The sequence below is a fragment of the Pontibacter liquoris genome, from assembly GCF_022758235.1.
Lineage (GTDB): Bacteria > Bacteroidota > Bacteroidia > Cytophagales > Hymenobacteraceae > Pontibacter > Pontibacter liquoris.
On sequence record NZ_JALEBG010000001.1, the window covers coordinates 787,099 to 811,231 of the forward strand.

Here is a 24,133-nt window from a genome sequence, read left to right on the forward strand (position 1 = left end):
GCTTGTGTTGAGTTTGGCGATGTTAGGATAATAGATTAATTTTGCTCAGCAACTTTAAAAAAGAGACTATGGCATCAAAATACGATTTAGTAGTGGTTGGAAGCGGCCCGGGCGGCTATGTAGCTGCTATCCGTGCAGCCCAGCTGGGTATGACAGTAGGCGTGATCGAGCGCGAGTCGCTGGGTGGTATCTGCCTGAACTGGGGCTGTATCCCAACAAAAGCACTGCTAAAGAGCGCAAACGTTTTCGAATATATCAACCATGCTGCTGATTATGGCATTACGGTGGCCGATGCTTCCGTTGATTTTGGTGCTGTGATCAAGCGCAGCCGCGGTGTAGCCGACGGCATGAGCAAAGGCATTCAGTTCCTGTTCCGCAAAAACAAGATCGATGCGATCATGGGAACAGGCAAAGTAGTAGCCAAAGGAAAAGTAGAAGTAACAAACGCCGAAGGGAAGAAAGAGACCATCGAGGCGACCAATATCATACTGGCAACAGGCGCCCGCTCGCGCGAGCTGCCGAACCTGCCCATCGACGGCAAAAAGATCATCGGCTACCGTCAGGCTATGGCCCTGGATAAAATGCCTGAGAGCATGGTGGTGGTTGGCTCCGGCGCCATTGGCGTGGAGTTCGCTTATTTCTACAACGCCATGGGCACCAAGGTAACCGTAGTGGAGTATCTGCCCAACGTGGTGCCGGTAGAGGATGAGGAAGTATCCCGCCAGCTGGCCAAGTCGTTCAAGAAAGCAGGCATCAACATCATGACCGAGTCTTCGGTAGAGTCGGTGGACACCAGCGGCAACCTGTGCAAAGTGCAGGTGAAAACAGCCAAAGGCACCGAAACGCTGGAAGCGGAAGTCGTACTGTCGGCCGTCGGCATCCAGACAAACCTGGAGAACATTGGCCTGGAAGAGCTGGGCATTAAAGTAGACCGTGGCCGCGTGGTAGTGGACGAGTTCTACAAAACCAACGTGGATGGCATTTATGCAATCGGCGACATCGTGCCGGGCCCTGCCCTTGCGCACGTAGCCTCTGCCGAAGGCATTATCTGTGTAGAGAAACTGGCCGGGCACAACCCCGAGCCGCTGAACTATGGCAACATACCGGGCTGTACGTACTGCACGCCTGAAATTGCCTCTGTAGGCTTAACCGAAAAAGCAGCCCGCGAGCAAGGCCTGGAGATCCTGGTTGGCAAGTTTCCGTTCTCTGCCTCAGGCAAGGCAAGCGCGGCCGGTACAAAAGACGGGTTCGTGAAAGTGATCTTCGATGCCAAGTATGGCGAGTTCCTGGGCGCGCACATGATCGGTAACAACGTAACTGAAATGATAGCGGAAGTTGTGGTAGCGCGTAAGCTGGAGACCACCGGCCATGAGATCATCAAGGCGGTGCACCCGCACCCAACCATGAGCGAAGCCATTATGGAAGCAACGGCTGCCGCCTACGGTGAAGTGATCCACCTGTAAGCTATCTTTTAAGGCACCTAAAAACGGCGGAAAGAGGTTCTTTCCGCCGTTTTTATTTATAGATTTTATACTTGGTTTACCGGAAACAGGACAAGGACGTGATGGAAACGGGCGCTTTCTTCTGATAGCATCCGGCTATACTTTACAAGGCGCCAGCTTATGGCACTGTTTTGGCAGCATAAGATACGGCTGCCTTACTGCGAAACCGGGCTCAACATGGGCAAAGCGCTTGCCGGCAGGGAGCTGAAAGCAGGCAGGTATATTTTTGCGCTGGTGCCATACATAACCGTAATGCCATCTTTTATGCCTACATTGTACCCTTGCCTGTGCTGGCACCGGCTGTTTTTCAGGCTTTCTGTTTTTATAAGAACCCGAAAATTACCTCCGCTTTAGAAATTTAAATTGGACGTTTTTTCTTTTTTAAACGACACGCCCTAACACCAGCACAACCATTAAATTCACTCCTGAGCCTTTTGTTTCTCTACGTGTGAGTTCGTATATTTTCACACAAACAGAAACCGCTACATGAAGTTGAAGAGTAAAATAAAGTTCGTTAACAAAGATAAAAGCCTGTTTTTTCCGACGCTTCGCAAACGCGTAGACCAGTATTTCGAAGAACGCAACCTGGCACGCACCGCCAATACGGCCATGATAGTGAAGAGCGTTATACTTATACTATGCTACGTGCTGCCCTTTGTGCTGCTGCTGGCGCTGACGCCTTCGCCGGGCATAAGCCTGCTGCTGTGGTTTGTAATGGGCCTGGGCGTGGCCGGCATTGGCATGAGCGTGATGCACGACGCCAACCACGGCGCATACTCGCGCAACCAACGGGTAAATTACCTCATGAGCCATACCCTGAACCTGGTAGGCGGCTCGGCCTTTAACTGGAAACTGCAGCACAATATTCTGCATCATACTTATACCAATGTAGTGGATATGGACGAAGACATTCAGGACCGCCTGGTGCTGCGTTTCTCCCCTCATACCAAAGTTAAGTTCTTCCACCAGCTGCAATGGCTGTATGCCTTCGTGTTTTACGGGCTGCTGACGTTGTATTGGGTGCTGGCCAAAGACTTTGTGCAGTATGTGCTGTTCAAAAATAACGGCGTAAACCCGAATTCCGAAGCGAAGAACCGCAGCATGCTGCTCCGGCTGGTAGTGCTGAAGCTGATGTACTTTTTTGTGATCCTGGGCGTGCCGAGCCTGTTTTTCGGCATTCCGTTTCTGGAGGTGCTGCTGGGCTTTCTGCTCATGCACTTTGTTGCAGGTATCATCCTGACGGTGGTGTTCCAGCTGGCGCATACCGTGGAGGGCACCAGCCACCCGCGGCCTACCGAGCACGGCATCATCGAAAACGACTGGGCCATTCACCAGCTCAATACTACCGTTAACTTTTCGCGCAACAGCAAACTCATCTCCTGGTATGTAGGCGGCCTGAACTTCCAGATCGAGCATCACCTCTTTCCGCGGGTATGTCATGTGCACTACCCGGCCATTGCCGAAATTGTGCGCGAAACAGCTGCTGAATTTGGTATTCCATACCTGGAGAACGAGACCTTTACGCAGGCAGTGCGCTCGCATATTGCCACCTTGCACCGCTTTGGCCGGCTGCCAGGGTTAAATGAGGCCATTGGCTGATATATGAAAAAATTAAAACAAAAGCGGCGGGGAGGAAACTTCCCGCCGCTTTTGTTTTAATTTTATAGTTTCAAATCTAACACCTCATGTCGCACATTGATATCCGTCCCTGCACCGGGCAGGAACTGCATACTTTACAGGATATTGCCATTAACGCCTACGGCGATCATTATTTATACTTGTGGTACGATGGCGGGGCCTGGTACCTGGAGCGCAGCTTTAGCGAGAACACGCTCAAAAAAGAACTGGCCGATCCAAACGCCGCTTTCTTCCTTATTTATGACCAGGACCAGCTAACCGGCTTTCTCAAACTCAACATCGATGCACCCCTGGATAACTACCCTGCCCGGGAGGCGCTGGAGCTGGAACGTATTTACCTTACCAAAGCCGCGTCGGGCAAAGGCATTGGGCGCGAGGTGGTGCGCTTTACCAAAGCCTATGCGCGGGAACGGGGCAAACGCCTGATCTGGTTAAAAGCCATGGACAGCAGCCGCTCTGTGCAGTTTTATGAGCAGAACGGTTTCCGGAAATGCGGCACCTATACCCTGGATTTTGAGCAGATGAAACCCGAGTACCGTGGCATGTACGTATTACAAACCGAGCTATAGCAACAGCAGCAAAAAGGAAGAGTAGACCAATGTAGCTACATTAAACTTTGGGGTGGTGGTTGCTGTTGTAAAGAATACCCATACCTTGGCTATAGATGAAAGAAGACGCTTTGACAATACCTTATTACGATATACTGATTATCGGCGCAGGCCCGATCGGGCTTGCTACCGCACTGGAGGCGCAGCAGGCCGGACTTAGCTACCTGATCGTGGAGAAAGGCTGCCTGGTAAACTCGCTCTACCATTACCCGCTCAACATGACGTTTTTCTCCACCGCCGACCGGCTGGAGATTGGCGGCATCCCGTTTGCCTCCATCCACTCAAAGCCTAACCGGGCGGAGGCTATGGAGTACTACCGCCGCGTAGCCGATACCCGCAAGCTCAACATGCACTTGTTCGAAGAGGTGAACGGGATGGAGCCCCAAGGCGACTTGTACCGCATCAGCACCAGCAAAGGGGCATACCTGGCCCGCAACGTGGTAGTGGCCGTCGGATTTTACGGCAAGCCCAACGTGCTGCACATCCCCGGCGAGGAGCTGGAGAAAGTACGTCATTATTATTTCGACCCACATTTTTATTACCGCCAGAAAGTAGTGGTGGTGGGGGCCAACAACTCGGCGGCCGATGCGGCCCTGGAAACCTGGCGCAAAGGTGCCGAAGTGACCCTGGTGGTGCGCCAACCTGAACTTGGAAGTATAAAATACTGGACCAAGCCTGATCTGGAGAACCGCATCAAGGCCGGCGAGATCACCTGTTATTTCTCTTCCAGCCTAACTGAGGTCCGGGAGCGGGAAGTAGATATCGAAACGCCTGAAGGCAAACTGACGCTGGCCAACGACTTTGTGCTGGCCATGACCGGCTATCAGCCCGACTTCAGCTTTCTGGAGCGGCTGGGCGTGGCGCTGCTGCCCGACGAAAAGTGCCATCCGCAGTACGACCCCGAAACCATGGAAACCAACTTGCCCAATGTATACCTGGCCGGCGTGATCTGTGGCGGCCTGGACACGCATGTGTGGTTTATCGAGAACTCGCGCGAGCACGCCGTGAAAATTGTGCAACACATCGTGCACGTACAGAAAGCGGCAGAAGTATAAGCCTGGCGTTTGCCGGAACCGCTGGTAAATCGCTTTTAGCTGCCGCGTATGTTCGGCTTAATGCCGGCTTCAAAGCATAGTACAAGTATAATTAGTGCCTGCTGCTGCACAGGGCGGCACTTGCCGCATCAGGCACAACCAAATGCTGCCGTGTACGTCCACAAGGGGGCACAGCGCAAAACGAGAGCCGGTCCCGGCTTCTTCCCGGTTATACCTTTATATTAGGATGTACCAATATCTGCTTGTATCTTTGCACATTATTCTTTCGCCTGTTTTAGAACTATAGTTAGGTTTTAAAGGTTAAAGCTACAACAACAGGTCGGGAATGGCCTTTATGCAGATAAGCCTGGCTTGTATGCCTTATCTAATTCCGGCCACTTCTCCGCGAAAGCAGCATACAAGGTGTTGCGCGGTTTTTTTTAGAACCATTTGATGACATTCGAGAATCTTAATTTGATTGAGCCAATCCTAAAAGCTCTTAAAACAGAAGGATACACTACCCCAACCCCCATCCAGGAAAAATCAATTCCGATTATACTTCAGAAGAAAGACTTATTGGGATGCGCGCAGACAGGCACCGGCAAAACGGCTGCTTTCTCTATTCCGATCCTGCAGTTGCTTTCTGAAACAAAGAACCTGAATGACCGTGCGCCCCGCAGAATAAAAGCCTTAATCCTGACGCCTACGCGTGAGCTGGCTCTGCAGATCGGCGAGAGCCTGGCATCCTATGGCAAGCACACCGGCCTGAAGCATACCGTAATTTTTGGTGGCGTGCCGCAGCGCCCGCAAACCGACGCCCTTCGCGCCGGAATCGATATTCTGGTAGCTACGCCGGGTCGTTTACTCGACCTGATGGCGCAAAAGTATGTGCACCTGGACAGCATCCAGATGTTTGTGCTGGATGAGGCCGACCGTATGCTGGACATGGGTTTTGTGAACGATGTCCGCAAAGTGCTCAAAGTGCTGCCAGAGAAAAAGCAATCGCTGTTCTTCTCCGCCACTATGGCGCCTGAAATTCTGAAACTGGCCAATACCATCCTGGTAGATCCGGCGCAGGTAGAGGTAACACCGGTTTCGTCTACAGCCAATACCATCAAGCAGGCGGTATACTATGTAAAGAAAAACGACAAGAAACACCTGCTGCTTCACCTGCTTAAAGATGGCTCTATTGACCGTGCGCTGGTATTTACCCGCACCAAGCATGGCGCCGACCGCGTAGCTAAAGACATGAGCAAAGCGGGCGTGCAGGCCGAAGCCATCCACGGCAACAAGTCGCAGAATGCCCGCGTGCGTGCCCTGGATAACTTTAAAAAGAGCCAGACCCGTGTGCTGGTTGCCACCGACATTGCCGCCCGCGGCATTGACGTGGACGACCTGAGCCATGTGATCAACTTTGAGCTGCCCAACGAGCCCGAAACTTATGTGCACCGTATTGGCCGTACCGGTCGTGCCGGCGCCAGCGGCATTGCACTGTCTTTCTGCGATGCAGAAGAGACGCCATACCTGGCCAGCATCCAGAAGCTGATCTCCAAAGCAGTGCCCGTAATTGATAACCATCCGTACCCGTTAACAGCAAAGGACTTTGCAGATGCGGCCAGCACTATTAAAGAGCAGAAGCAGCAGCGCAGAGGCGGTGGCGGCGGTCGTTCCGGAGGAGGCAATCGTCCAGGCGGTGGCAGCCGACCAGCTGGCAGCAATGGCAGCAACCCGGGAGGCGGTCAGCGCCAGGGTGGCAACCGCAGCAACGGAAACCGTAACCGAACGCATCAATCAAGCTAATTAAGCTATAGTATAAAGTATAAAACGTCCTGCCGGAGATGATCCGGCAGGACGTTTTTGTTTAACAGCGGCAGAACTTTTACAAACCTCGCAGTGTGCATACCTGCCTTGAAGCATTTCGGGGCGCCTGCTTGTGTCTTGCCTGCTACCAGGCAGCGCCCCGGGCAGAAAGCCTTCTAAAGTTGAATCTTCGCTTAAAGATTGGTTTTGTGATTGGTATAGTGATAATTATCATTATATTTTTTATAATCAACACGTATACTTATAAACTCCCACTCCTCCGCCTGACAAGTATCTTGTCCCTGACCGTACTCCTGGGCAACCCACTATTACCACAATAAGCTATGATATTTTTACGCATTCAACGTGTTCGTGGAACATTCCTCTCATTACTGGTGCTGTTGTTATCGGGCAGTTCGCTTTTTGCCCAGGCACTGCTGGACCCTGCTGTTGTTCCGAAATTTAAAAATAAGCTGCCGATTCCTGCTGTTATAGACGCTACCAATGGGGGCAATCGATATCTTACCATGACCATGTCGCAGTTTAAGCAGGACCTGGGGCTGGGCCTGAAAGATGCAGCCGGCAAACCTGTGCTCACTACTGTCTGGGGGTACAACGGCCAGTATCCCGGCCCTACCATACTTGCTAAAAAAGATCAACCTATCACAGTAAAATGGCTCAACAGGCTGGTAGACGAAAATAACCAACCTTTGCCGCACCTGTTGCCTGTGGATAGATCCATTGCATGGGCAGACCCGAAAACACCGGGTGTGCCGCTCGTAACGCACCTGCACGGGGGGCATAACGAATCAGCCAGCGACGGACTGCCCGAGGCCTGGTACACGCCATTTGCACAAAGCAAAGGACCGCATTTTGTTAAAGGCGATGAAGTGCCATACTACTATGACAACAACCAGGACGCCGCCACGCTGTGGTACCACGACCATGCGCTCGGCATCACCCGCCTGAACGTATACGCCGGGCTCGCTGGCTTTTACCTGTTAACCGATGGGTTTGAAAATGGGCTAAGGCGAAGCAAACGATTGCCAAACGAACGCTACGATATTGGCCTGGCCATCCAGGACCGCATGTTCACGACCGACGGGCAACTTTATTATTTAACGGAGCCGGAAGATAAGGAGGCGCCAGAACCCAGCGTTTTGCCCGAGTTCTTTGGCAACATCATTCTGGTGAATGGCAAAGCCTGGCCTGTGCTGCCTGTGGAGCCCAGGCAGTACCGTTTCCGGCTGCTGAACGGTTCAGATTCCAGGTTCTATCACCTGAAGCTGACCAGGGGAATAAAAATGTGGCAGATTGGGTCAGACGGTGGTCTGTTGCCTAAACCCGTTGAACAAACAGAACTGTTAATCGGGCCGGGAGAGCGTAAGGAGGTGATCATTGATTTCTCTGACGCCGCGCTTTGGAAAAAGACCATTATCATGAAGAATGATGCGCCCATCCCTTACCCGAACGGAGATGATGTGGATGAAGACGATGGCGCGGCACAGATCATGGCCTTTAAAGTAACTGTGCCGCTCAACCCAGCGTACCCGCTTACGCCGGTTCCTGCCTCCTTCCATAAGCCACTGCCTGTTGTACCAACTGCTGTTAAAACAAGAAAATTGATCTTATTTGAAGGAGAAGATGCGTTTGGCAGGCTGATGCCAATGCTGGGTACTGTAAACGAGGGTGCCAAGGAGTTTCAAGAACCGGTCACAGAGAATCCCGCCCTGAACAGCACCGAGATCTGGGAGATCTATAATTTAACGCCGGATACGCACCCAATCCACCTGCACCTGGTGTCTTTCAGGGTGCTCAGCTCGCAGGAGTTTACCGGTACCGTAAACGAGGAAACAGGCGCCTTGTCGGATATTAAACTGGTGGGCCCGCTAAAAAAACCGGAACCCGGGCAGGACGGTGAAAAGGATACCTACCCCATTGCCCCCGGCGAAGTAACGCGGTTAGTAGCTACCTTCGACAGAGAAGGCCTGTATGTATGGCATTGCCACATTCTCTCGCACGAAGATCATGATATGATGCGGCCATACTATGTGGGCACCATGCCAAACCAGCTGTTGGCAAATACGAAACACCTTATAGATCTTATTTTAAAGCGGGGAAGTGAGATCTTTACCGTGTATCCAAACCCTTTCTTCGGTTCGGCTACCCTGCAGTTGATGATAGAGGAGCCTGCTGCAGTTGTAGCCTTGCGCCTGTTAGACCTGAACGGCAACCAGGTGCTGGAAGTACTAAACCAGCAATTGGAAAAAGGCGAACACCAGCTTGAAATAAAGGGTGACAACCTGCCGAGGGGGATCTATGTATGCGAAGTCTCGGTAAACAACCGCCTCTACCGCCAAAAGCTGATCCTGATGAAATAGAGATTTATGCTAACCAAAAAGCCCCGCCTGGTGTGGGTTTTTTACTTTGAACGGTTGCCTATACTTCAACTTCTACTTTCCGAGCTTCCGGCTGCCGAGTCCGGCTCACCAGGTAAACGCCGGCAAAGATCACCAGCGCATACAGGCCTTTCTGCAGCGTAAATACATCCTTTCCAAATGCTACGGCAATCAGAATGGCCAGCACCGGCTGCAGGTAAATGTAGGCGCCCACCACCGAGGCGTTGGCATAGCGCAGCGCCCAGGAGTTAAACAGGTAAGCGATAATGGTTACCCCAAAGACCATGAACCCGATGGCTGCCCAGATGGCGGCCGGAAAAGAAGTATAAGCAGGCGCCACCACCTGCGACCAGCCAAACGGAATAACGATAACAGCACCCACGGCAAACGCCCGGCTTACAACCGTAATGGCATGATACTTCTGCATCAGCGGCTTTACCAGCACCAGGTACATGCCGTAGGCAGTCGCATTCAGGATGATGAGCAAATCGCCCCAGCGGTTGCCGGTGGCGCCTGCGCCGCGAGAAGTATAAATCAGCAGGAAAGCACCGCCGCAGGCAAGTATAATGCCGCTTACTTTGGCCTTGCCCACGCGTTCTTTCAGCAGCATAGCCGAGAAGAGAAGCACGATTACGGGTGTGATCACCATCAGCAGGGCCGCATTAATAGGGGCGGTGAGGTTTAGCCCGCCGAAAAAGCAGAGCTGGTTCACGGCGATGCCCGTAATGCCGCAAAGGATGGCGCGCACGTTATCAGCACGGCCCACGATTTTTTCCTTCACCACCAGCCGCGAAAAAATCCCAAAGAAAAGTGCTGCCGAAACCACCCGGATCACGATCAACCCATACGGGCCCACGTAAGCAGGCATTACTTCTTTGGCGATACTATAATTGCTTCCGTAAATAAGCGCTACCAACAACAACGCCCCGTGCACCTGTACTTGTTTACTCATAGGGTAGCAAAGGTAAAAGGTTTGTCGGAGGATATCAGCTAAGTAGGACCTTAGAAATGCAATTATACATCGAGCAAATCATAAGGCAGGTATACTATGCGGGAAAGCCACCTGAGCGGGCGCTTTGCGGGGAATTTGCTACTTTGTAGGCTTTATTGGAGAATTATAGCCGGCCGGTTTAAATACAGCGGCTAAAACAAACGATACATGCCGGAAACAACCTTAGAAAGACGCCTTGGCCTGGGGCAAGCCACCGCCATCAACATGATCGATATGGTGGGCATCGGCCCGTTCATCACCCTGCCCATGGTGATTGGCATGATGAACGGCCCCTACTTTTTATATGCCTGGCTGGCCGGGGCGGCCTTGTCGTTTGTGGATGCCTTGGTCTGGAGCGAGCTGGGCGCAGCTTTTCCGAGAGCCGGCGGCAGCTATAATTTCCTGCGGGTAGCCTACGGCGAACAGGGTGCCGGCAAGCTGATGAGCTTTCTGTTTGTGTGGCAAACCATGATACAGGCGCCGCTGGTGATTGCCTCAGCCGCCATCGGCTTTGCGTCCTACTTTTCGTACCTGGTGCCGCTCTCTGCGCTCACCTCCAAACTGGTGAGCGGCGGGGTGGTGATCCTGATCGTGGTGCTGCTATTCCGCCGCATCGATGCCATAGGCCGTATCAGCGTGTTGCTCTGGAGCGGCGTGATCGTTACGCTGCTGTGGATCATTGGTGGGGGCATTGCACACGGCAATTTTCTACAGCCCATCCGCCACATGAACGATGGCCTGACGGTGAACTATGCTTTTATCACCGCCATCGGGTTTGCCAGCGTAAAAAGCGTGTACAGCTACCTGGGGTATTATAATGTGTGCCATTTGGGCTCTGAGATCATCAACCCGACCCGGAACATTCCGCGCAGTATGTTCATTTCGATTACGGGCATTGCCGTGCTGTACCTGATGATGAACATCAGCGTGGTGAGCGTAGTGCCCTGGCAGGAGGCCAAAGACAGTGCCTTTGTGGTAAGCGTTTTTGTGCAGCGCCTATTCGGGAGCACAGCAGCGAACGTAGCGACCTGTTTTATACTTTGGGTGGCCTTTGCGTCGGTTTTTTCGGCTACGCTGGGCTACAGCCGCATCCCGTACGCTGCCGCCGAAGATGGCGCTTTCTTTAAAATATTTGCCAGGCTGCACCCCACCAAGCATTTCCCGTATGTTTCGCTTCTTTTCCTGGGCGGACTGGCCTTTGTGTTCAGCATGTTGTTTAAACTGAGCGATGTGATCAGTGCGATCCTGGCCATGCGCATCCTGATCCAGTTTATCGGGCAGGCAATCGGCTTGCTGTTGCTCCGGCGCAAACGGCCAAAGGCGGATTTTCCTTTCAGGATGCCCCTGTTCCCATGGCCCGTTTACATTGCCATCCTGATGTGGGTGGGTATACTTGTTTCTACCGGAACTGCGATGGTGATCTCCGGACTGGCGGTGATTGCAGCCGGTATTCTAGTCTATTTTCTGAAGGCAAAGCTGAACCGGGAATGGCCCTTTCAAGCAGCACCCGCCGGCGACTCCATGCCGGAATAATGCGAATAACCGCTTCCAAAAGCCCGCAATCAACTAAAAGGAAGTATAAGCGGCAGCAAACGTCACTGCTTATACTTCCTTCTTGAAGACTACTTCAGCTTGTTTTCGAAGAAAGTCATTGTCATGGCCCAGGCTTCTTTGGCGGCATCGGGGTTGTAGCTGCCGCGCTGGTCGCAATGGAAGCCATGTTCCGCGTACGAGATCACCACATTGATGTAATCTTTACCGGCTGCTGCTACTGCAGCGGCAATGGTGTTCACCTGCTCCTGCGGAATATGGGTGTCTTTCCCGCCCCAGAAGAACAGGTGCGGCGCGTGCATGTTGGCCGCTTCATCCAATAACGACGGGATGCCGCCGCCATAGTAGGAAACCGCTGCCGAGAGCGGCAAAACAGCGTTAGCCAGAAAAGAAACGCGGCCACCCAGGCAAAAGCCGATGCTCCCGATTTTACCGCTTACAACGTTCTGCTGCGCCTGTAGCCAGTTAAAGGAAGTTTTCAGGTCTGCCGCCAGGCTTTCTTTTGTAAGGGCCTGGTAATGCGGCGCCACGCCGGCAAAGTTGTTATAATCGCCTTCGAACCGCCTGGCGGTGCGATGAAACAGGTCGGGCGCAATGACCACATAACCTTCGCGGGCCAGTCGCCCGGCCACATCCCGTATATGGCTGTTCACGCCAAAGGCTTCCTGCAGTAAGATGATACCCGGAAACGTGCCTGGCTCCTCAGGCAGTGCAATATAGGCGTCCATTTCGGAGCCATCGCTTACCTGTAGCGGGATGAAAGTATGGTTTGTCATGGAGATAGAATATAGAGGAAAAGTGCTTAAACGCTAACGCAGGAGCGTGCCTGCTTGTTTTTAAGTATGGCGCCTTACCGGGCTATGTTTAACCGGCAAAGGCTAAGATCGCTCCGGGAAATATTAGTCTTGTAATCAAAGTAGAGGCAACACAAGTATAGCTGTTACTTACCGGGCTACCTGTTCAGATGCGGGCTGTAACGCAAAGGCTTCGGCCAGCAACTCAAACGAGCGTTTCCTGTCTTCAAAGGACGTGGTCATGGTGGTCACCACGATCTCCTCCACATCAAAGTCGGTGGCCAGTTTGGTGAGTTCTGCCTTTACATGCTCGGGCGTACCGGAGATCACGCGGCCGGCATTGGCTTTGATACGCGCCTGTTCCGGCGGCGAGAACACGTAATCCCGTATCTCTTCGTATGGGCCCATCGCATCAAAATTGCCTTTCTCCATCTGCACAAAGCGGTAGTCGAGCAGCTTGCGCATCTGGGCTGCTTTTTCTTCGGTGTCAGCGCACAGCACCATAATGGCTACCAGCGCAGCCGGCTCGGGAAACTGTGCAGAAGGTATAAAAGCCGCTTTGTAATCGGCTACCATGTCGGGCTGAGCGTGGCCGTTAATGAACTTGGCTACCGCCAGGCCCATACCATACCTGGCCGCCAGCTTGCTGCTGCCTCCGCTGGAGGAGCTCAACATCCATTGCATTGGCGCGGTAGTTGCCTGCGGAATAGCCAGAATACGCCCGTGCTCCGAGGAGGCGGTATCGGTAAAAAAGAGTTGCAGGTAATCGAGCTGCTGCTCATACCCTTCGTCGCTGAATTCGTTGGAGGGGTTAAGCAGATAAGAGGTCAGGCGGTCGCCGCCGGGTGCGCGTCCAATGCCCAAATCGATGCGGCCGGGGAAGAGTGCCTCCAGCAGCCGAAAATTCTCAGCCACTTTCAGGGCGCTGTGGTTGGGCAGCATAATACCGCCTGAGCCAATGCGGATATGCCGGGTGGCATCAGCCAGCTTCACCATCAGCACCTCGGGCGCAGAACCTGCAATGGCCGCAATGTTGTGGTGCTCCGATACCCAGAAACGGGTATAGCCCAACAGGTCGCCTAACCGGGCAATTTCCACCGTTTGCTGCAGGGCTTCGCTCACGCCCACGCCTTTGCTAACGATGGACTGGTCCAGTATACTTAGTTTGATCTTTCTGTTTTCCATGATGTGTCAGGACAAAAGTGGGCCGGGACAAAATAGGTTTGGACAATAGAAGTATAGACAAAAGACTTTAAAGTATAAAGGATTGCTCCAGACAGCTGTTAAGGAATACTGTTGATTATACTTCAAATTCATACTCCATCCCTCTGGTTGGGTAGCAGCAAAACAATTCACTTCCTCAAATTCATCATTTGTCCTTTGTCCAACTTTTCTTTGTTCAGTTATCCTTTGTCAAATTATTTTGTACGGTCTACCAGCTTCTGTTGCGCCTCGTTATAGCGGCTACCAATGTTGGGGTACCTGGCCAGCAATGCCTCTATCGCCTGCAGGTCAGCGGGAGACAAGTCCACGTTGACGGCACCAGCATTTTCCTGCAGGTATTTTCTGCGCTTGGTCCCCGGAATCGGAATAATGTTCTCGCCCTGCGCCAGTACCCAGGTCAGCGCCAGTTGCGCCGGCGTACAGTTTTTCTGTGCTGCAAATTTAGCGAAAGCGGCAGCCAGTTGCTGGTTATTTTCCAGGTGCTCGGTCTGCTGAAAGCGCGGCAGCGATTTGCGCATGTCATCGTCGGGCAGGCTGTTCATATCCACGGTATTGGTCACCAGTCCCCGCACCAGCGGGCTGAACGGAACAAAGGCAATGCCCAGTTCTTTGGTTAGCGGCAGCACTTCTTTTTCCACATCGCGTGTCAGCAACGAGTATTCTGATTGCACGGCAGCAATTGGGTGCACCGCATGTGCTTTACGGATAGAGGCCGGCGATGCCTCGGACAGCCCCAGGTAGCGCACCTTGCCTTCTTTTACCAGTTCGGCCATGGCGCCTATCATCTCCTCTACCGGCACATTCGGGTCGATGCGGTGGGCATAGTATAAATCGATCACATCTACTTTCAGGCGCTTCAGGCTGCCTTCTACTGCCGTGCGCATATAGGCCGGCGAGCCGTTAAAGGTCATGCTGCCATCGTCCCCGCGCTGGAAACCAAACTTTGTGGCAATAAACACCTTGTCGCGGTTAGGCACCAGCACCTTTGCGATGAGCTCTTCGTTGTGATGGGGCCCATAAACGTCGGCCGTGTCCCAGAAGTTAATGCCCAGGTCTAGTGCTAGGTGAAGTGTGGCCACAGACTCCTCGTCGTTGCGGGTGCCGTAAGCCTGGCTCATGCCCATGCAGCCCAGGCCAATGGCAGAGAGCTGCTCGGCCGTATTTCCGAATTTTCTGTATTTCATCGTTTCACTTTAAAATTGTTCACTCGTAATGGGATCGTACTGTTAAGGTGTACTTGGCTTGCGGGGTTGTTGTTGCCCGCTTGCGGCAACAGGTCAGTACTTATACTTACGCCCCTGTTTTTCGCATTGCAGTACAAAGGTATACTTGTGCGTATAAGGGAAACGGTAAGTTCAACCTGTTACTAACTACTAACGATACGTGCATACGCTACCACTAACTGTAAGGCGATCCATCGAGGTGATGGGGCTGTTCTTTCTGGGCTGGATCATTGTGCTGGGCCACAGCCTGCTGGCTCCTATCCTGATGGCTTTTTTCCTGAGCATTATGCTGCTGCCGGTATACCGCTTTTTTCGCCGCTGGCGGTTTCCGGAGGTACTGGCCATTGGCATCTGTATTCTGGTGCTGGTGGTGGTGCTGGGCCTGATCGTCTGGTTTTTTTCGTCGCAGATAGGCAACCTGGTAGCGGATTTCCCGATGATCCAGAAAAACGTGACCAACCACCTCAACAACCTGAGTGCCTGGATCAGCAGCAAAACCGAATACTCCACCGAAGAGCAGACAGCCTTTATCCAGGACCAGAGCAGCAAATTACTCAGTTATGCGGGCGGCTTGCTGGGCGGGGCGGCTACCTCGGCCACCTCGGTGCTGATCTTTCTGGGCCTGTTGCCGATCTATATTTTTCTGATGCTGTTCTATAAAAACCTGCTGCTGCGCTTCGTGTTCCTGTGGTTCCCACCCGAAAACCACGCCCGGGTAGAGGGCATTATGCACGAAATAGAAGTTATCATCAAAAGTTACCTCTTTGGCCTGCTGATCCAGATCTCCTATATCACCGTGCTGCTGGGCGGTATTCTGCTGCTGCTGGGTATTAAGCATGCTTTGCTGATCGGCGTTATCTTCGCTTTCCTTAACCTGATACCCTACGTAGGCGCCCTGCTGGGCAACATTATAGGGGTACTGCTGACCCTGGCTTCCTCGTCGGAGCTGTTGCCTATTGTGGAGGTGCTGGGTACCATTGCCGTGGTGCAATTTCTGGATAACAACATCCTGATGCCGCGCATTGTGGGTTCTAAAGTAAAGATCAATGCGCTGGCTACCATTGTGGGTGTGCTGGTTGCAGGCGAGCTGGCAGGCATTGCCGGCATGTTTCTGTCGCTGCCCATCATTGCCATTCTTAAAATTATTTTCGACCGAAGCGAACTCTTCAAGCAGTGGGGGGTGCTGTTCGGAGACGAGAACCCGGACCGTAGCCCCATGCATACGCCCGCGCTGCGCAGCAAGGACGATGCGGTGCGCAAGCAGCTGGAGCGGGAGAATGACGTATCGCCTCCCGAAGCCCGGGATAAACTGGTGTAAGGAGCGCGCCCGCAAGCCTTTCTTGTTTACTGCTTTGCTCCCAAATTCGTAACTTTGTCTTAAACCGATCCCGGAGAAATGATCCACCCGAACATACCGCTTGCCGAGCGCATGCGTCCCCATAACCTGGACCAGTACTATGGCCAGAAACACCTGGTAGGCCCCAATGGCATTTTACGCCGCTACATAGAAGGCGGCGTGATTCCGAGCATGATCTTGTGGGGCCCGCCGGGGGTAGGCAAGACCACGCTGGCCAACATCATTGCCAACCAAATGAAAGTGCCGTTTGTAGCCCTGAGCGCCATTAATGCCGGTGTGAAAGACATCCGCGAGGTGATTGACCAGGCGAAGAAGCGGCAGGGTACGGTGCTGTTCATCGACGAGATTCACCGGTTCAACAAATCGCAGCAGGATGCGCTGCTGGGCGCTGTAGAGAAAGGAACTGTGACGCTGGTGGGCGCTACCACCGAGAATCCTTCGTTCGAGGTGATCTCGGCCTTGCTCTCGCGCTGCCAGGTATACATTCTCAAGCACCTGACCAAGGAGGAACTGATTGAGCTGGTAGACAAAGCCGTGCAGCAGGACGAGTGGATGCGCCACCGAAATGTGCGCATTGCCGAGTATGAAGCGCTGCTGACCATTTCGGGAGGCGATGCGCGAAAGCTGCTTAACCTGCTCGAGATTGTGGCCGAAGGTGTGAAAGCGGAGGAAGTGGTGCTAACCAACGAACTGGTGCAGCAGGTGGCGCAGCAAAATATCGTATTGTATGATAAGTCGGGGGAGATGCACTATGACCTGGTGTCGGCCTTCATCAAATCCATCCGCGGCTCTGACCCGAATGCGGCCGTTTACTGGCTGGCGCGCATGATAGAAGGTGGCGAGGATCCCAAATTCATTGCCCGCCGGTTGCTGATCGCTTCCTCCGAAGACATTGGTCTGGCAAACGCAAACGCGCTGCTGATGGCTACGTCCTGCTTTCAGGCGGTGCAGATGATCGGCTACCCCGAGGCGGAGATCATCCTCTCGCAGTGCACGGTATACCTGGCTACATCTCCCAAGAGCAATGCCTCGTACAAGGCCATCAAACAGGCACGCGCCATGGTACAGCAAACGGGCAACCTGCCGGTGCCGCTGCACATCCGCAACGCGCCGACCAAACTGATGAAAGAGATCGGCTACGGCAACAACTACAAGTATGCGCATGACTATGAAGGCAATTTTGTGACGCAGGAGTTTATGCCCACCGAACTCAGCAGCACCGCTTTTTACCAGCCCGGCCAGAACGGCCGCGAAAACGACCTGCGCAAACAGCTGCAGGGCCAATGGGGTAAGAAATACAACTATTAGTTCTGAGTCACGAGTTCTGAGTTCCGAGTAGGGAATTTAGATAACTCAGAACTCGTGACTCAGAACTAATAAAGTTTGTCTATAAAAAGCGCATGTTAGTCGAATAGTGGGGGAGGGGCAAACCGGTATTGAACTATAAGCGGTAAATTAGCATATTGTAAGCAGGGCGTATGTGCGCTGCTGCACTCAAAAATACACTACAAACCTGGTCCTGATATGTTAAAATTCCTGAAATATGTGCTGGCAACCATTGTGGGCTTGCTCATATTCGTTTTCATCGGCGTGCTGCTGCTCATTGGCTTTGCGGCAAGCACAGCCTCCAATGATGAAATACAGATCACCAAAGGCTCCATCCTGGAGCTTAAACTCGACAACCCCATCAGCGAACGCGACCCGCAAAACCCGCTGGCCGAACTCGGTTTCTCCTTCGGGTCCTTTTCCAGCACTGATGGACTGGACCAGATCAAGGCTGCTATCCGCAAAGCCAAAACCGACGATAACATCGAAGGGATCTTCCTGAACATGGGTTATGTGGAGGCCGGCATGGGCAAGATGGAGGAGATCCGCAACGAGCTGATCAACTTCAAGAAATCCGGCAAGTTCATTGTGTCCTACGGCGACATGACGACTGAAAAAGGCTATTACCTGGCCTCCGTAGCCGACAGGATATACCTCAACCCGTTGGGTGCCCTGGAGTTTAACGGCATGAGCTCGGAAGTATACTTCTATAAGAACCTGCTCGACAAGCTGGGCATCAAAGCGCAGATCTTTAAAGTAGGCACGTATAAAAGCGCCGTGGAGCCTTTCTTCCTCGATAAGATCAGCGCCCCGAACCGCGAGCAGCTCAATGCTTTCCTCAATGCCATCAACAATTACCAGTTGCAGAACATTGCCAAATCCAGGGGCAAGACTTTTGCCGAGATGAAGAACATCTCCGATAACATGCTGGTGCGCAATGCCGAAGATGCCCGCAAGTATGGCTTGATCACCAACATCGGCTACTACGACGAGGCGGTGGATTATATGAAGCAGAAAGCCGGATTGAAGGAAGCAGACAAACTGGAACTGGTGCAGCTATCGAAGTATAAAAAGGTAAAAGACAGCGCCGAAACCAACTCTTCTGAAAACCGCATTGCCGTTATTTATGCCGAAGGCGACATAGTGGATGGCCAGGGCGATGAAGACAACATTGGCAGCAAACGCTTTTCGGAAGCGCTGCGCCAGGCCCGCATGGACGAGAAGGTGAAAGCCGTGGTGCTGCGCATCAGCTCGCCGGGCGGCAGCGCGCTGGCTTCGGATGTGATCTGGCGCGAAATACAGCTGACCCGCAAGGAGAAACCCGTTATCGCTTCCATGTCGGATGTGGCTGCCTCCGGGGGTTATTATATTGCCATGGGCTGCGATACGATTGTGGCGCACCCGAATACCATTACCGGTAGCATCGGCGTTTTTGGGGTAGTGCCCGACATCCAGGGCTTCCTGAACAACAAGCTGGGCGTAACGGTAGATCACGTAAGCACAGGTAAATTTTCGGATATGCCCACCATCACCCGCCCCATGACGGAGGAAGAGCAGCAGATCATGCAGAACCAGATCAACCAGATCTACGAAACCTTTACGGGCAAAGCCGCCAAAGGCCGCCACATGACGCAGGACCACCTGAAAACCCTGGCCTCGGGCCGTGTGTGGTCGGGCGTGGAAGCCAAGGAACGTAACCTGGTCGATACCTTCGGGGGGCTCGAGAAAGCCATTGCCATTGCAGCGGCCAAAGCCGGCGTGCAGGACGATTACCGCCTGCTGGACCTGCCCCGCCGTAAGTCTTTCTTAGACGATCTGTTTGGCGACATGGGCTCGCAGGTAAAAGAGCAGGCTGTTAAAGCTGAAGTGGGCGAACTTTACCCGTATTACAAGCTCTACAAAAAAGTAGAAACGCTGCAGGGCATCCAAACCCGCCTGCCTTACGAGCTGGATGTGCATTAATCTGCTAGTTAGTTTTTGTGCTGATGTGGCAGGTATGAATCAGGCTGGGTAGTCTCCTATTTATACTTGTTCACCAAGCCTGACAGCAAAATAATTTATACTTGAAAACCGCTCCGGGATACAGCATCCGGGAGCGGTTTTGTTTTATGGCAAAGCTATTTTTTGCAACTTGCCGGAAGATTAAAGGTGTTGATCCAGTAATGTAGTCATATGCTAATGCAAGTATGCTGGCTTTTAGGGACAGCATCAACCCTGTGAAAGCAACGCCATTTCCCAGCACATTACCTCATCAGCACATCATCCCATTACCACATTACCCAACACCACATTAGCAAAATAGCACATTCACTTATGATACAATCGATACAAGAAGCTGCCGCATACATTGCCCAAGCCACCAACAGCTTTGCGCCGGAGTTCGGCATTATACTGGGCACCGGTCTGGGCGACCTGGTAAACGATGTGGAAGTGGCCCACAGCCTTTCATATGCCGATATCCCGCACTTCCCGGTGTCTACTGTCGAGAGCCACTCGGGCAAACTGATCTTCGGGCTGCTGGCTGGCCGCCGCGTGGTGGTCATGCAGGGGCGGTTTCACTTCTACGAGGGCTATACCATGCAGCAGGTCGCGTTCCCGGTGCGGGTAATGAAGCTGCTGGGCATCCAAAAGCTTTTCGTTTCCAACGCAGCAGGCGGCCTGAACCCGGCCTTTAACATGAGCGAGCTGATGGTGATCACCGACCATATCAACCTGTTGCCCGGCAACCCGCTCATTGGTAAGAACCCCGACGAACTGGGCCCGCGTTTCCCCGACATGAGCGATGTGTATGACGAGCACATGATCCGCGAAGCGATGGTGATTGCCGAAGATGCCGGTTTCGACCTGCGCGAAGGCGTTTACGTGAGCGCCCCCGGCCCGATGTTGGAGACCAGGGCCGAGTATAACTTCCTGCGCATTATCGGGGCGGATGCCGTGGGCATGTCGACGGTGCCGGAAGTAATTGCTGCCCGCCACATGGGCTTGCCGGTGTTTGCCATATCGGTAATTACGGATATGTGCACGCCCGACCGCCTGAAGAAAGTAGTGCTGAAAGATATTCTGGACGCTGCCGCCACGGCCGAACCCCGCCTGACGCTGCTGATCCGGGAGCTGGTAAAGCGCAGCTGATCTAGATGTTGTTAAGCGTTTTGAGCTAAGACAGCCATGGGCATCACGCTATTGGATGTCGTTTGCGCCAGAATAAGTTGATTCAGGGAAACGCTAAACAGCTTCACTAATAGCATCTCAAAACAAAAGGCAGCAGTCGGGGAGAGCCTCCGGTCTGCTGCCTTTTGTTTTATACTGGTATTTTTTGCCATACTTCTGCAGCTGTAGGTATAAAGCAAGTAAGTGTAGGAACAGAATTATACTGAAGTATAAATAAGAACTGTCATTCTGAAAGAACCTTGGTAGAAGAGAAGTTAAGCCCCTGCGACTGGCCCACAAGTTCCTTTTAGGATGACAACATACTTTAAACTAATCCTGTCCTCATACTTATGAACCAGGTTACTGGAGCACCACCACTTTGCGGTCGTAGGCCAGGTTCGTGAAAATGCCGATGCCGCCCTGCACCGATGATTTGATCTGGGCCGGTTGCGCAAAAGGATTGCCATTGGCATTCTTCGCATCAGCAGTAGAGCTCAGGAAATCGTAGTACTGCTTTTCGATGTGGAAGAGGGAAACGATGAGCAGATCCCCCTTATCATACTCGTAAGTCGAGCCGTACGAGGTGCGCTTGCCATTGGTGAGCTTGTCGGTGCTGATTTGCAGCTGCTCCGGGTCGGTGTGGAGGCTGTCCTGGTGCACCATGTAACGGTAAAAGTCGGCCGCATTGGGATCGTCCTGAAAAGTGGTGAGCAGGTACGCCTCCTCCTTGTCGTTAAACTTCCATTCGATGGTATCGATCGGCACGCGGGGCAGGATGGTGGTAAAGCCGGTTACTTTGCGGCCCTTTTCGTCGCTCACTTCCAGCCTGTAAATATCGCCGGGTTTGCCCTGCATGGTTTCGGTAGCGGAGTACGTATAAAAGCGCCCGGTGTTCTCGTCGTACTGCGGCTTATAGGTGAGCTTGGTTTTAGTGCCGTTATGCGCGATGTATACTTCCGCGTCGGTTACCAGGTCGGGCTGCGGCGTTGCAAAATAGCTGCTGCTTTCGAGCAAGGTCAGGCGGTAAGGTTTGCCGGGTTCCAGGTAGCATTCCACTACCAGCTGCGGGGTATAGGTGGGCAGGTCCACTTCCACGTCCTTCTGCAGATCGCAGGCACACAGCAACGCCAACAGGCACAGCAGCAGCATATAGCGGGAGGAGGGCTTTTTCATTTGAACTTAAAGTTATAGGTAACGGAAGGAACAATGGGAAAGAGCGACACCTGGCGGGCCTGGAAGCCGATGATCTGCCTGTCTATGTTGTCTTTCACCTGTTCGAAGTATACAAAGTAAGGGTTGCGTCGGTTGTAGGCATTGTACACGCTGAAGGTCAGGTCGGATTCGCCATACCTGGGCCGCAACTTCCACACAGCGCTTAGGTCCAGCCGGTGGTAGGCGGCCAGCCTGAAAGCGTTCCGGTCTGTGTAAATAGGCACGATAGTAGCATCCCGGCCTTCCACATCCTGAAAAGGAAAGCGGGCCACCGGCAACGAAAAAGCCTCGCCGGTGCTGTATACAAAGGCCCCTGTCAGGCTGAGGCGGTTGTTGAGCCTGTGCAGCAGCACGACGCTCAGGTCGTGGCGGCGGTCGTAGCGGGTAGGAAACCAGCGACCCTCGTTTATCTGATCAAACCGGCGCTCCGTCCACGACAAGGTATAGCCGATCCAGCCGGTGGTGCGTCCTTTCACTTTCTCCAGGTACACCTCGTTGCCATAGCTGCGCCCTTTGCCGAACAGGAATTCCTTTTCCAAACTGTCGTTCACAAACAGGTTGGCCCCTTCACGGAAATCGATCTGGCGGTGCATCCACTTGTAGTATACTTCGTTGGTGAGCAGGTAGCGGCCCTTGCCAAGCAGCTTGCTGAAGCCGCCGGCCACCTGCTGCGAGCGCTGCGGCTTCACCAGTGGCGTGGACGGGTACCAGACATCGGTGGGCAGCGAGGCCCCGGAGTTGGAAACCAGGTGGATGTATTGCTGCATGCTGGCAAAGCTTGCCTTCACGGAGGCCGTTTCGGTGAGGTTATACTTGGCCGAGGCTCTGGGTTCCAGGCCACTATACGTACTGCCCCCGCTGCTGAAGGCCGACAGCCGCAGGCCATAGTTCACCGATAGCCGGGCATTCACCTGGTAATCGTCGGAGGCATATACGCCCAGCTCGGCCGCTTTATAGTTGTTGCCGGCGCCAAACGAGAGGCTGTTGTCGTCGGAATCGAAGTTGAGCCGCCCGACCGTAAAATGGTGGTAGGTGGCCATTGCGCCGAATTTTATACTATGCCCGCCGCGCAGAAACAGGTCATAATCCGTTTTCAGAGTATAGTCTTTGATGTCGGAGGTCAGCTTAAAAGAGAAGATGTCGATCTCGTTGTTAATGGTATACTGGTAGCTGGTGGCGCTCAACGTAGTGTTGGCATACAAGCGCGGGCTATACTTGTGGCGCCAGCGCAGCGCGGCCATGCGGTTGCCCCAGTTAAAGCCAAATTTAAAGTCATCGTCCTTAAAACCGAAAATGTCATTGCCATAATAGCCGCTCAGGTCCAGCGCATCGTTCTCGCCCAGCTTGTAGGTAAACTTGCCGCTCAGGTCGTAGAAGTAATAATCCGGAATGGGGTTATAGTCGGGCTTGTCTTTGCTCAGGCGGTTTATCTGGCGGGTAAAAATATCCACGTAGGTGCGGCGCCCGGAAACGATAAAGTTGGCTTTGTCTTTTACCACAGGGCCATCCACAGTAAAACGGGAAGAGATCAGGCCCAGCCCGCCGGAAGCATGGATGCCCTCGTTGTTGCCTTCGTTAAGCTCCACATCCAGCACCGAAGAAAGCCTGCCGCCGAACTGCGCCGGAAAACCGCCCTTGAACAGTTCCACACTCCGGACCGCATCCGGGTTGAACACGCTAAAGAAACCGAACAGGTGCGAGGGGTTGTAAATTACGGCATCATCCAGCAGCACCAGGTTCTGGTCGGGGCCGCCGCCCCGTACATACAGCCCCGAAGAGCCCTCGCTGCCCGACTGCACCCCGGGCTTAAGCTGCAGGGTTTTGATCAGGTCAACCTCCCCGAACAGCGCGGGCAGCATCTTTGCTTCGCGTGAGGTCAGCTTCTCCACGCTCATGCGGGTGTCGTTCAGTTTCTGGCGCAGGGTGTTGGCTTCCACCTGCACTTCGCGCAGCTCGTTGCTGGCCGGCTGCATGGTCAGGTTCAGCGCCAGGGAAGCCGCGCCTACGCGGATCTGCTGCGTGGTGGGCTGGTAGCCGATGTAGGTGATCTGCAACGTATGGCTACCGGCGGGCAGGTATAAAGTATAAACACCCCGCTCGTTGGTCGTGCTGCCCGTCTGCAGGGCGGGCACAGCCACAGTGGCGCCTACCAGCGCCTCGCCTGTTGCGGCCGAGCGAACCACGCCGCTGACCACATGCGTCTGGCCAAAGCCAGGCACAGCAAACACGAGCAGAAAAAAGCTTAACAGCAAAAGCAAACGGCGCATCAGGGGAATAGCTAATACCTAAGTAGCAGGCGATTTCAGGTACAATTTAATCTAAAATAA

At 53.3% G+C, this 24,133-nt stretch carries 18 protein-coding genes; 11 read left to right on the forward strand and 7 right to left on the reverse strand.

Going from position 1 to position 24,133, the window contains the following annotated elements; genetic code table 11:
• Window positions 1-68: 68 nt before the first annotated feature.
• The 6 genes from lpdA (at window position 69) to LWL52_RS03250 (ending at window position 8,963) form a co-directional block, all read left to right on the forward strand.
• Entirely contained in the window at window positions 69-1,463 is a 1,395-nt protein-coding gene (lpdA, locus tag LWL52_RS03225; RefSeq protein WP_242916875.1) for a dihydrolipoyl dehydrogenase, read from the forward strand.
• Window positions 1,464-1,988: 525 nt separating this feature from the next.
• Window positions 1,989-3,101, forward strand: a complete 1,113-nt coding sequence (locus tag LWL52_RS03230; protein WP_242916876.1) for a fatty acid desaturase family protein — start codon at window positions 1,989-1,991, stop codon at window positions 3,099-3,101.
• A gap of 86 nt (window positions 3,102-3,187) precedes the next feature.
• Window positions 3,188-3,709 carry a GNAT family N-acetyltransferase gene (locus LWL52_RS03235; RefSeq protein WP_242916878.1) on the forward strand — a complete coding sequence of 174 codons (522 nt, stop codon included), beginning with the start codon at window positions 3,188-3,190 and terminating at the stop codon, window positions 3,707-3,709.
• 95 nt (window positions 3,710-3,804) lie between these two features.
• The gene (locus LWL52_RS03240) at window positions 3,805-4,803 is read left to right on the forward strand and encodes a YpdA family putative bacillithiol disulfide reductase (protein WP_242916880.1); all 999 of its coding nucleotides are present in this window, start codon (window positions 3,805-3,807) and stop codon (window positions 4,801-4,803) included.
• Between the two features lie 432 nt (window positions 4,804-5,235).
• Window positions 5,236-6,582 (forward strand): DEAD/DEAH box helicase, encoded by a 1,347-nt coding sequence (locus LWL52_RS03245; protein WP_242916882.1) that lies wholly within the window; start codon window positions 5,236-5,238, stop codon window positions 6,580-6,582.
• A 344-nt stretch (window positions 6,583-6,926) separates the two neighbouring features.
• Window positions 6,927-8,963, forward strand: a complete 2,037-nt coding sequence (locus tag LWL52_RS03250) for a multicopper oxidase domain-containing protein (RefSeq protein WP_242916884.1) — start codon at window positions 6,927-6,929, stop codon at window positions 8,961-8,963.
• A gap of 58 nt (window positions 8,964-9,021) precedes the next feature.
• Here the strand turns inward: LWL52_RS03250 and LWL52_RS03255 are convergent, their stop codons facing one another.
• The gene (locus LWL52_RS03255; protein WP_242916887.1) at window positions 9,022-9,933 is read right to left on the reverse strand and encodes a DMT family transporter; all 912 of its coding nucleotides are present in this window, start codon (window positions 9,931-9,933) and stop codon (window positions 9,022-9,024) included.
• Between the two features lie 207 nt (window positions 9,934-10,140).
• Between LWL52_RS03255 and LWL52_RS03260 the strand changes: the two genes are divergently transcribed.
• Window positions 10,141-11,505: an APC family permease gene (locus LWL52_RS03260; protein ID WP_242916888.1), complete on the forward strand. Its 1,365-nt coding sequence runs from the start codon at window positions 10,141-10,143 to the stop codon at window positions 11,503-11,505.
• Between the two features lie 89 nt (window positions 11,506-11,594).
• Here the strand turns inward: LWL52_RS03260 and LWL52_RS03265 are convergent, their stop codons facing one another.
• From LWL52_RS03265 to LWL52_RS03275, 3 genes are all read right to left on the reverse strand, one after another.
• Window positions 11,595-12,299, reverse strand: coding sequence for a dienelactone hydrolase family protein (locus tag LWL52_RS03265; protein WP_242916889.1), 705 nt, complete (start codon window positions 12,297-12,299; stop codon window positions 11,595-11,597).
• A 168-nt stretch (window positions 12,300-12,467) separates the two neighbouring features.
• Window positions 12,468-13,502 carry an LLM class flavin-dependent oxidoreductase gene (locus tag LWL52_RS03270; RefSeq protein ID WP_242916890.1) on the reverse strand — a complete coding sequence of 345 codons (1,035 nt, stop codon included), beginning with the start codon at window positions 13,500-13,502 and terminating at the stop codon, window positions 12,468-12,470.
• A 233-nt stretch (window positions 13,503-13,735) separates the two neighbouring features.
• Entirely contained in the window at window positions 13,736-14,725 is a 990-nt protein-coding gene (locus tag LWL52_RS03275) for an aldo/keto reductase (RefSeq protein WP_242916891.1), read from the reverse strand.
• Window positions 14,726-14,924: 199 nt separating this feature from the next.
• On the opposite strand from LWL52_RS03275, the gene LWL52_RS03280 reads away from it, so the two are divergent.
• The 4 genes from LWL52_RS03280 to LWL52_RS03295 all read left to right on the forward strand — a co-directional run bounded on the left by LWL52_RS03280 (window position 14,925) and on the right by LWL52_RS03295 (window position 20,576).
• Window positions 14,925-16,082, forward strand: a complete 1,158-nt coding sequence (locus LWL52_RS03280) for an AI-2E family transporter (RefSeq protein WP_242916892.1) — start codon at window positions 14,925-14,927, stop codon at window positions 16,080-16,082.
• Window positions 16,083-16,160: 78 nt separating this feature from the next.
• On the forward strand, window positions 16,161-17,429 hold the full coding sequence (locus tag LWL52_RS03285; protein ID WP_242916893.1) for a replication-associated recombination protein A: 1,269 nt from the start codon (window positions 16,161-16,163) through the stop codon (window positions 17,427-17,429).
• A gap of 216 nt (window positions 17,430-17,645) precedes the next feature.
• Window positions 17,646-19,409 carry a signal peptide peptidase SppA gene (gene sppA, locus LWL52_RS03290; RefSeq protein ID WP_242916894.1) on the forward strand — a complete coding sequence of 588 codons (1,764 nt, stop codon included), beginning with the start codon at window positions 17,646-17,648 and terminating at the stop codon, window positions 19,407-19,409.
• A 351-nt stretch (window positions 19,410-19,760) separates the two neighbouring features.
• Entirely contained in the window at window positions 19,761-20,576 is an 816-nt protein-coding gene (locus LWL52_RS03295) for a purine-nucleoside phosphorylase (protein ID WP_242916895.1), read from the forward strand.
• Between the two features lie 11 nt (window positions 20,577-20,587).
• Here LWL52_RS03295 and LWL52_RS03300 read toward each other — a convergent pair whose 3' ends face one another.
• The 3 genes from LWL52_RS03300 to LWL52_RS03310 form a co-directional block, all read right to left on the reverse strand.
• Entirely contained in the window at window positions 20,588-20,767 is a 180-nt protein-coding gene (locus LWL52_RS03300) for a hypothetical protein (RefSeq protein ID WP_242916897.1), read from the reverse strand.
• Between the two features lie 187 nt (window positions 20,768-20,954).
• Window positions 20,955-21,767 carry a DUF4249 domain-containing protein gene (locus LWL52_RS03305; protein ID WP_242916899.1) on the reverse strand — a complete coding sequence of 271 codons (813 nt, stop codon included), beginning with the start codon at window positions 21,765-21,767 and terminating at the stop codon, window positions 20,955-20,957.
• Complete coding sequence (locus LWL52_RS03310) at window positions 21,764-24,073, reverse strand: TonB-dependent receptor (RefSeq protein ID WP_242916901.1); 2,310 nt, start codon at window positions 24,071-24,073, stop codon at window positions 21,764-21,766. The genes LWL52_RS03305 and LWL52_RS03310 overlap by 4 nt, the downstream gene beginning before the upstream one ends.
• Between the last annotated feature and the right edge of the window lie 60 nt (window positions 24,074-24,133).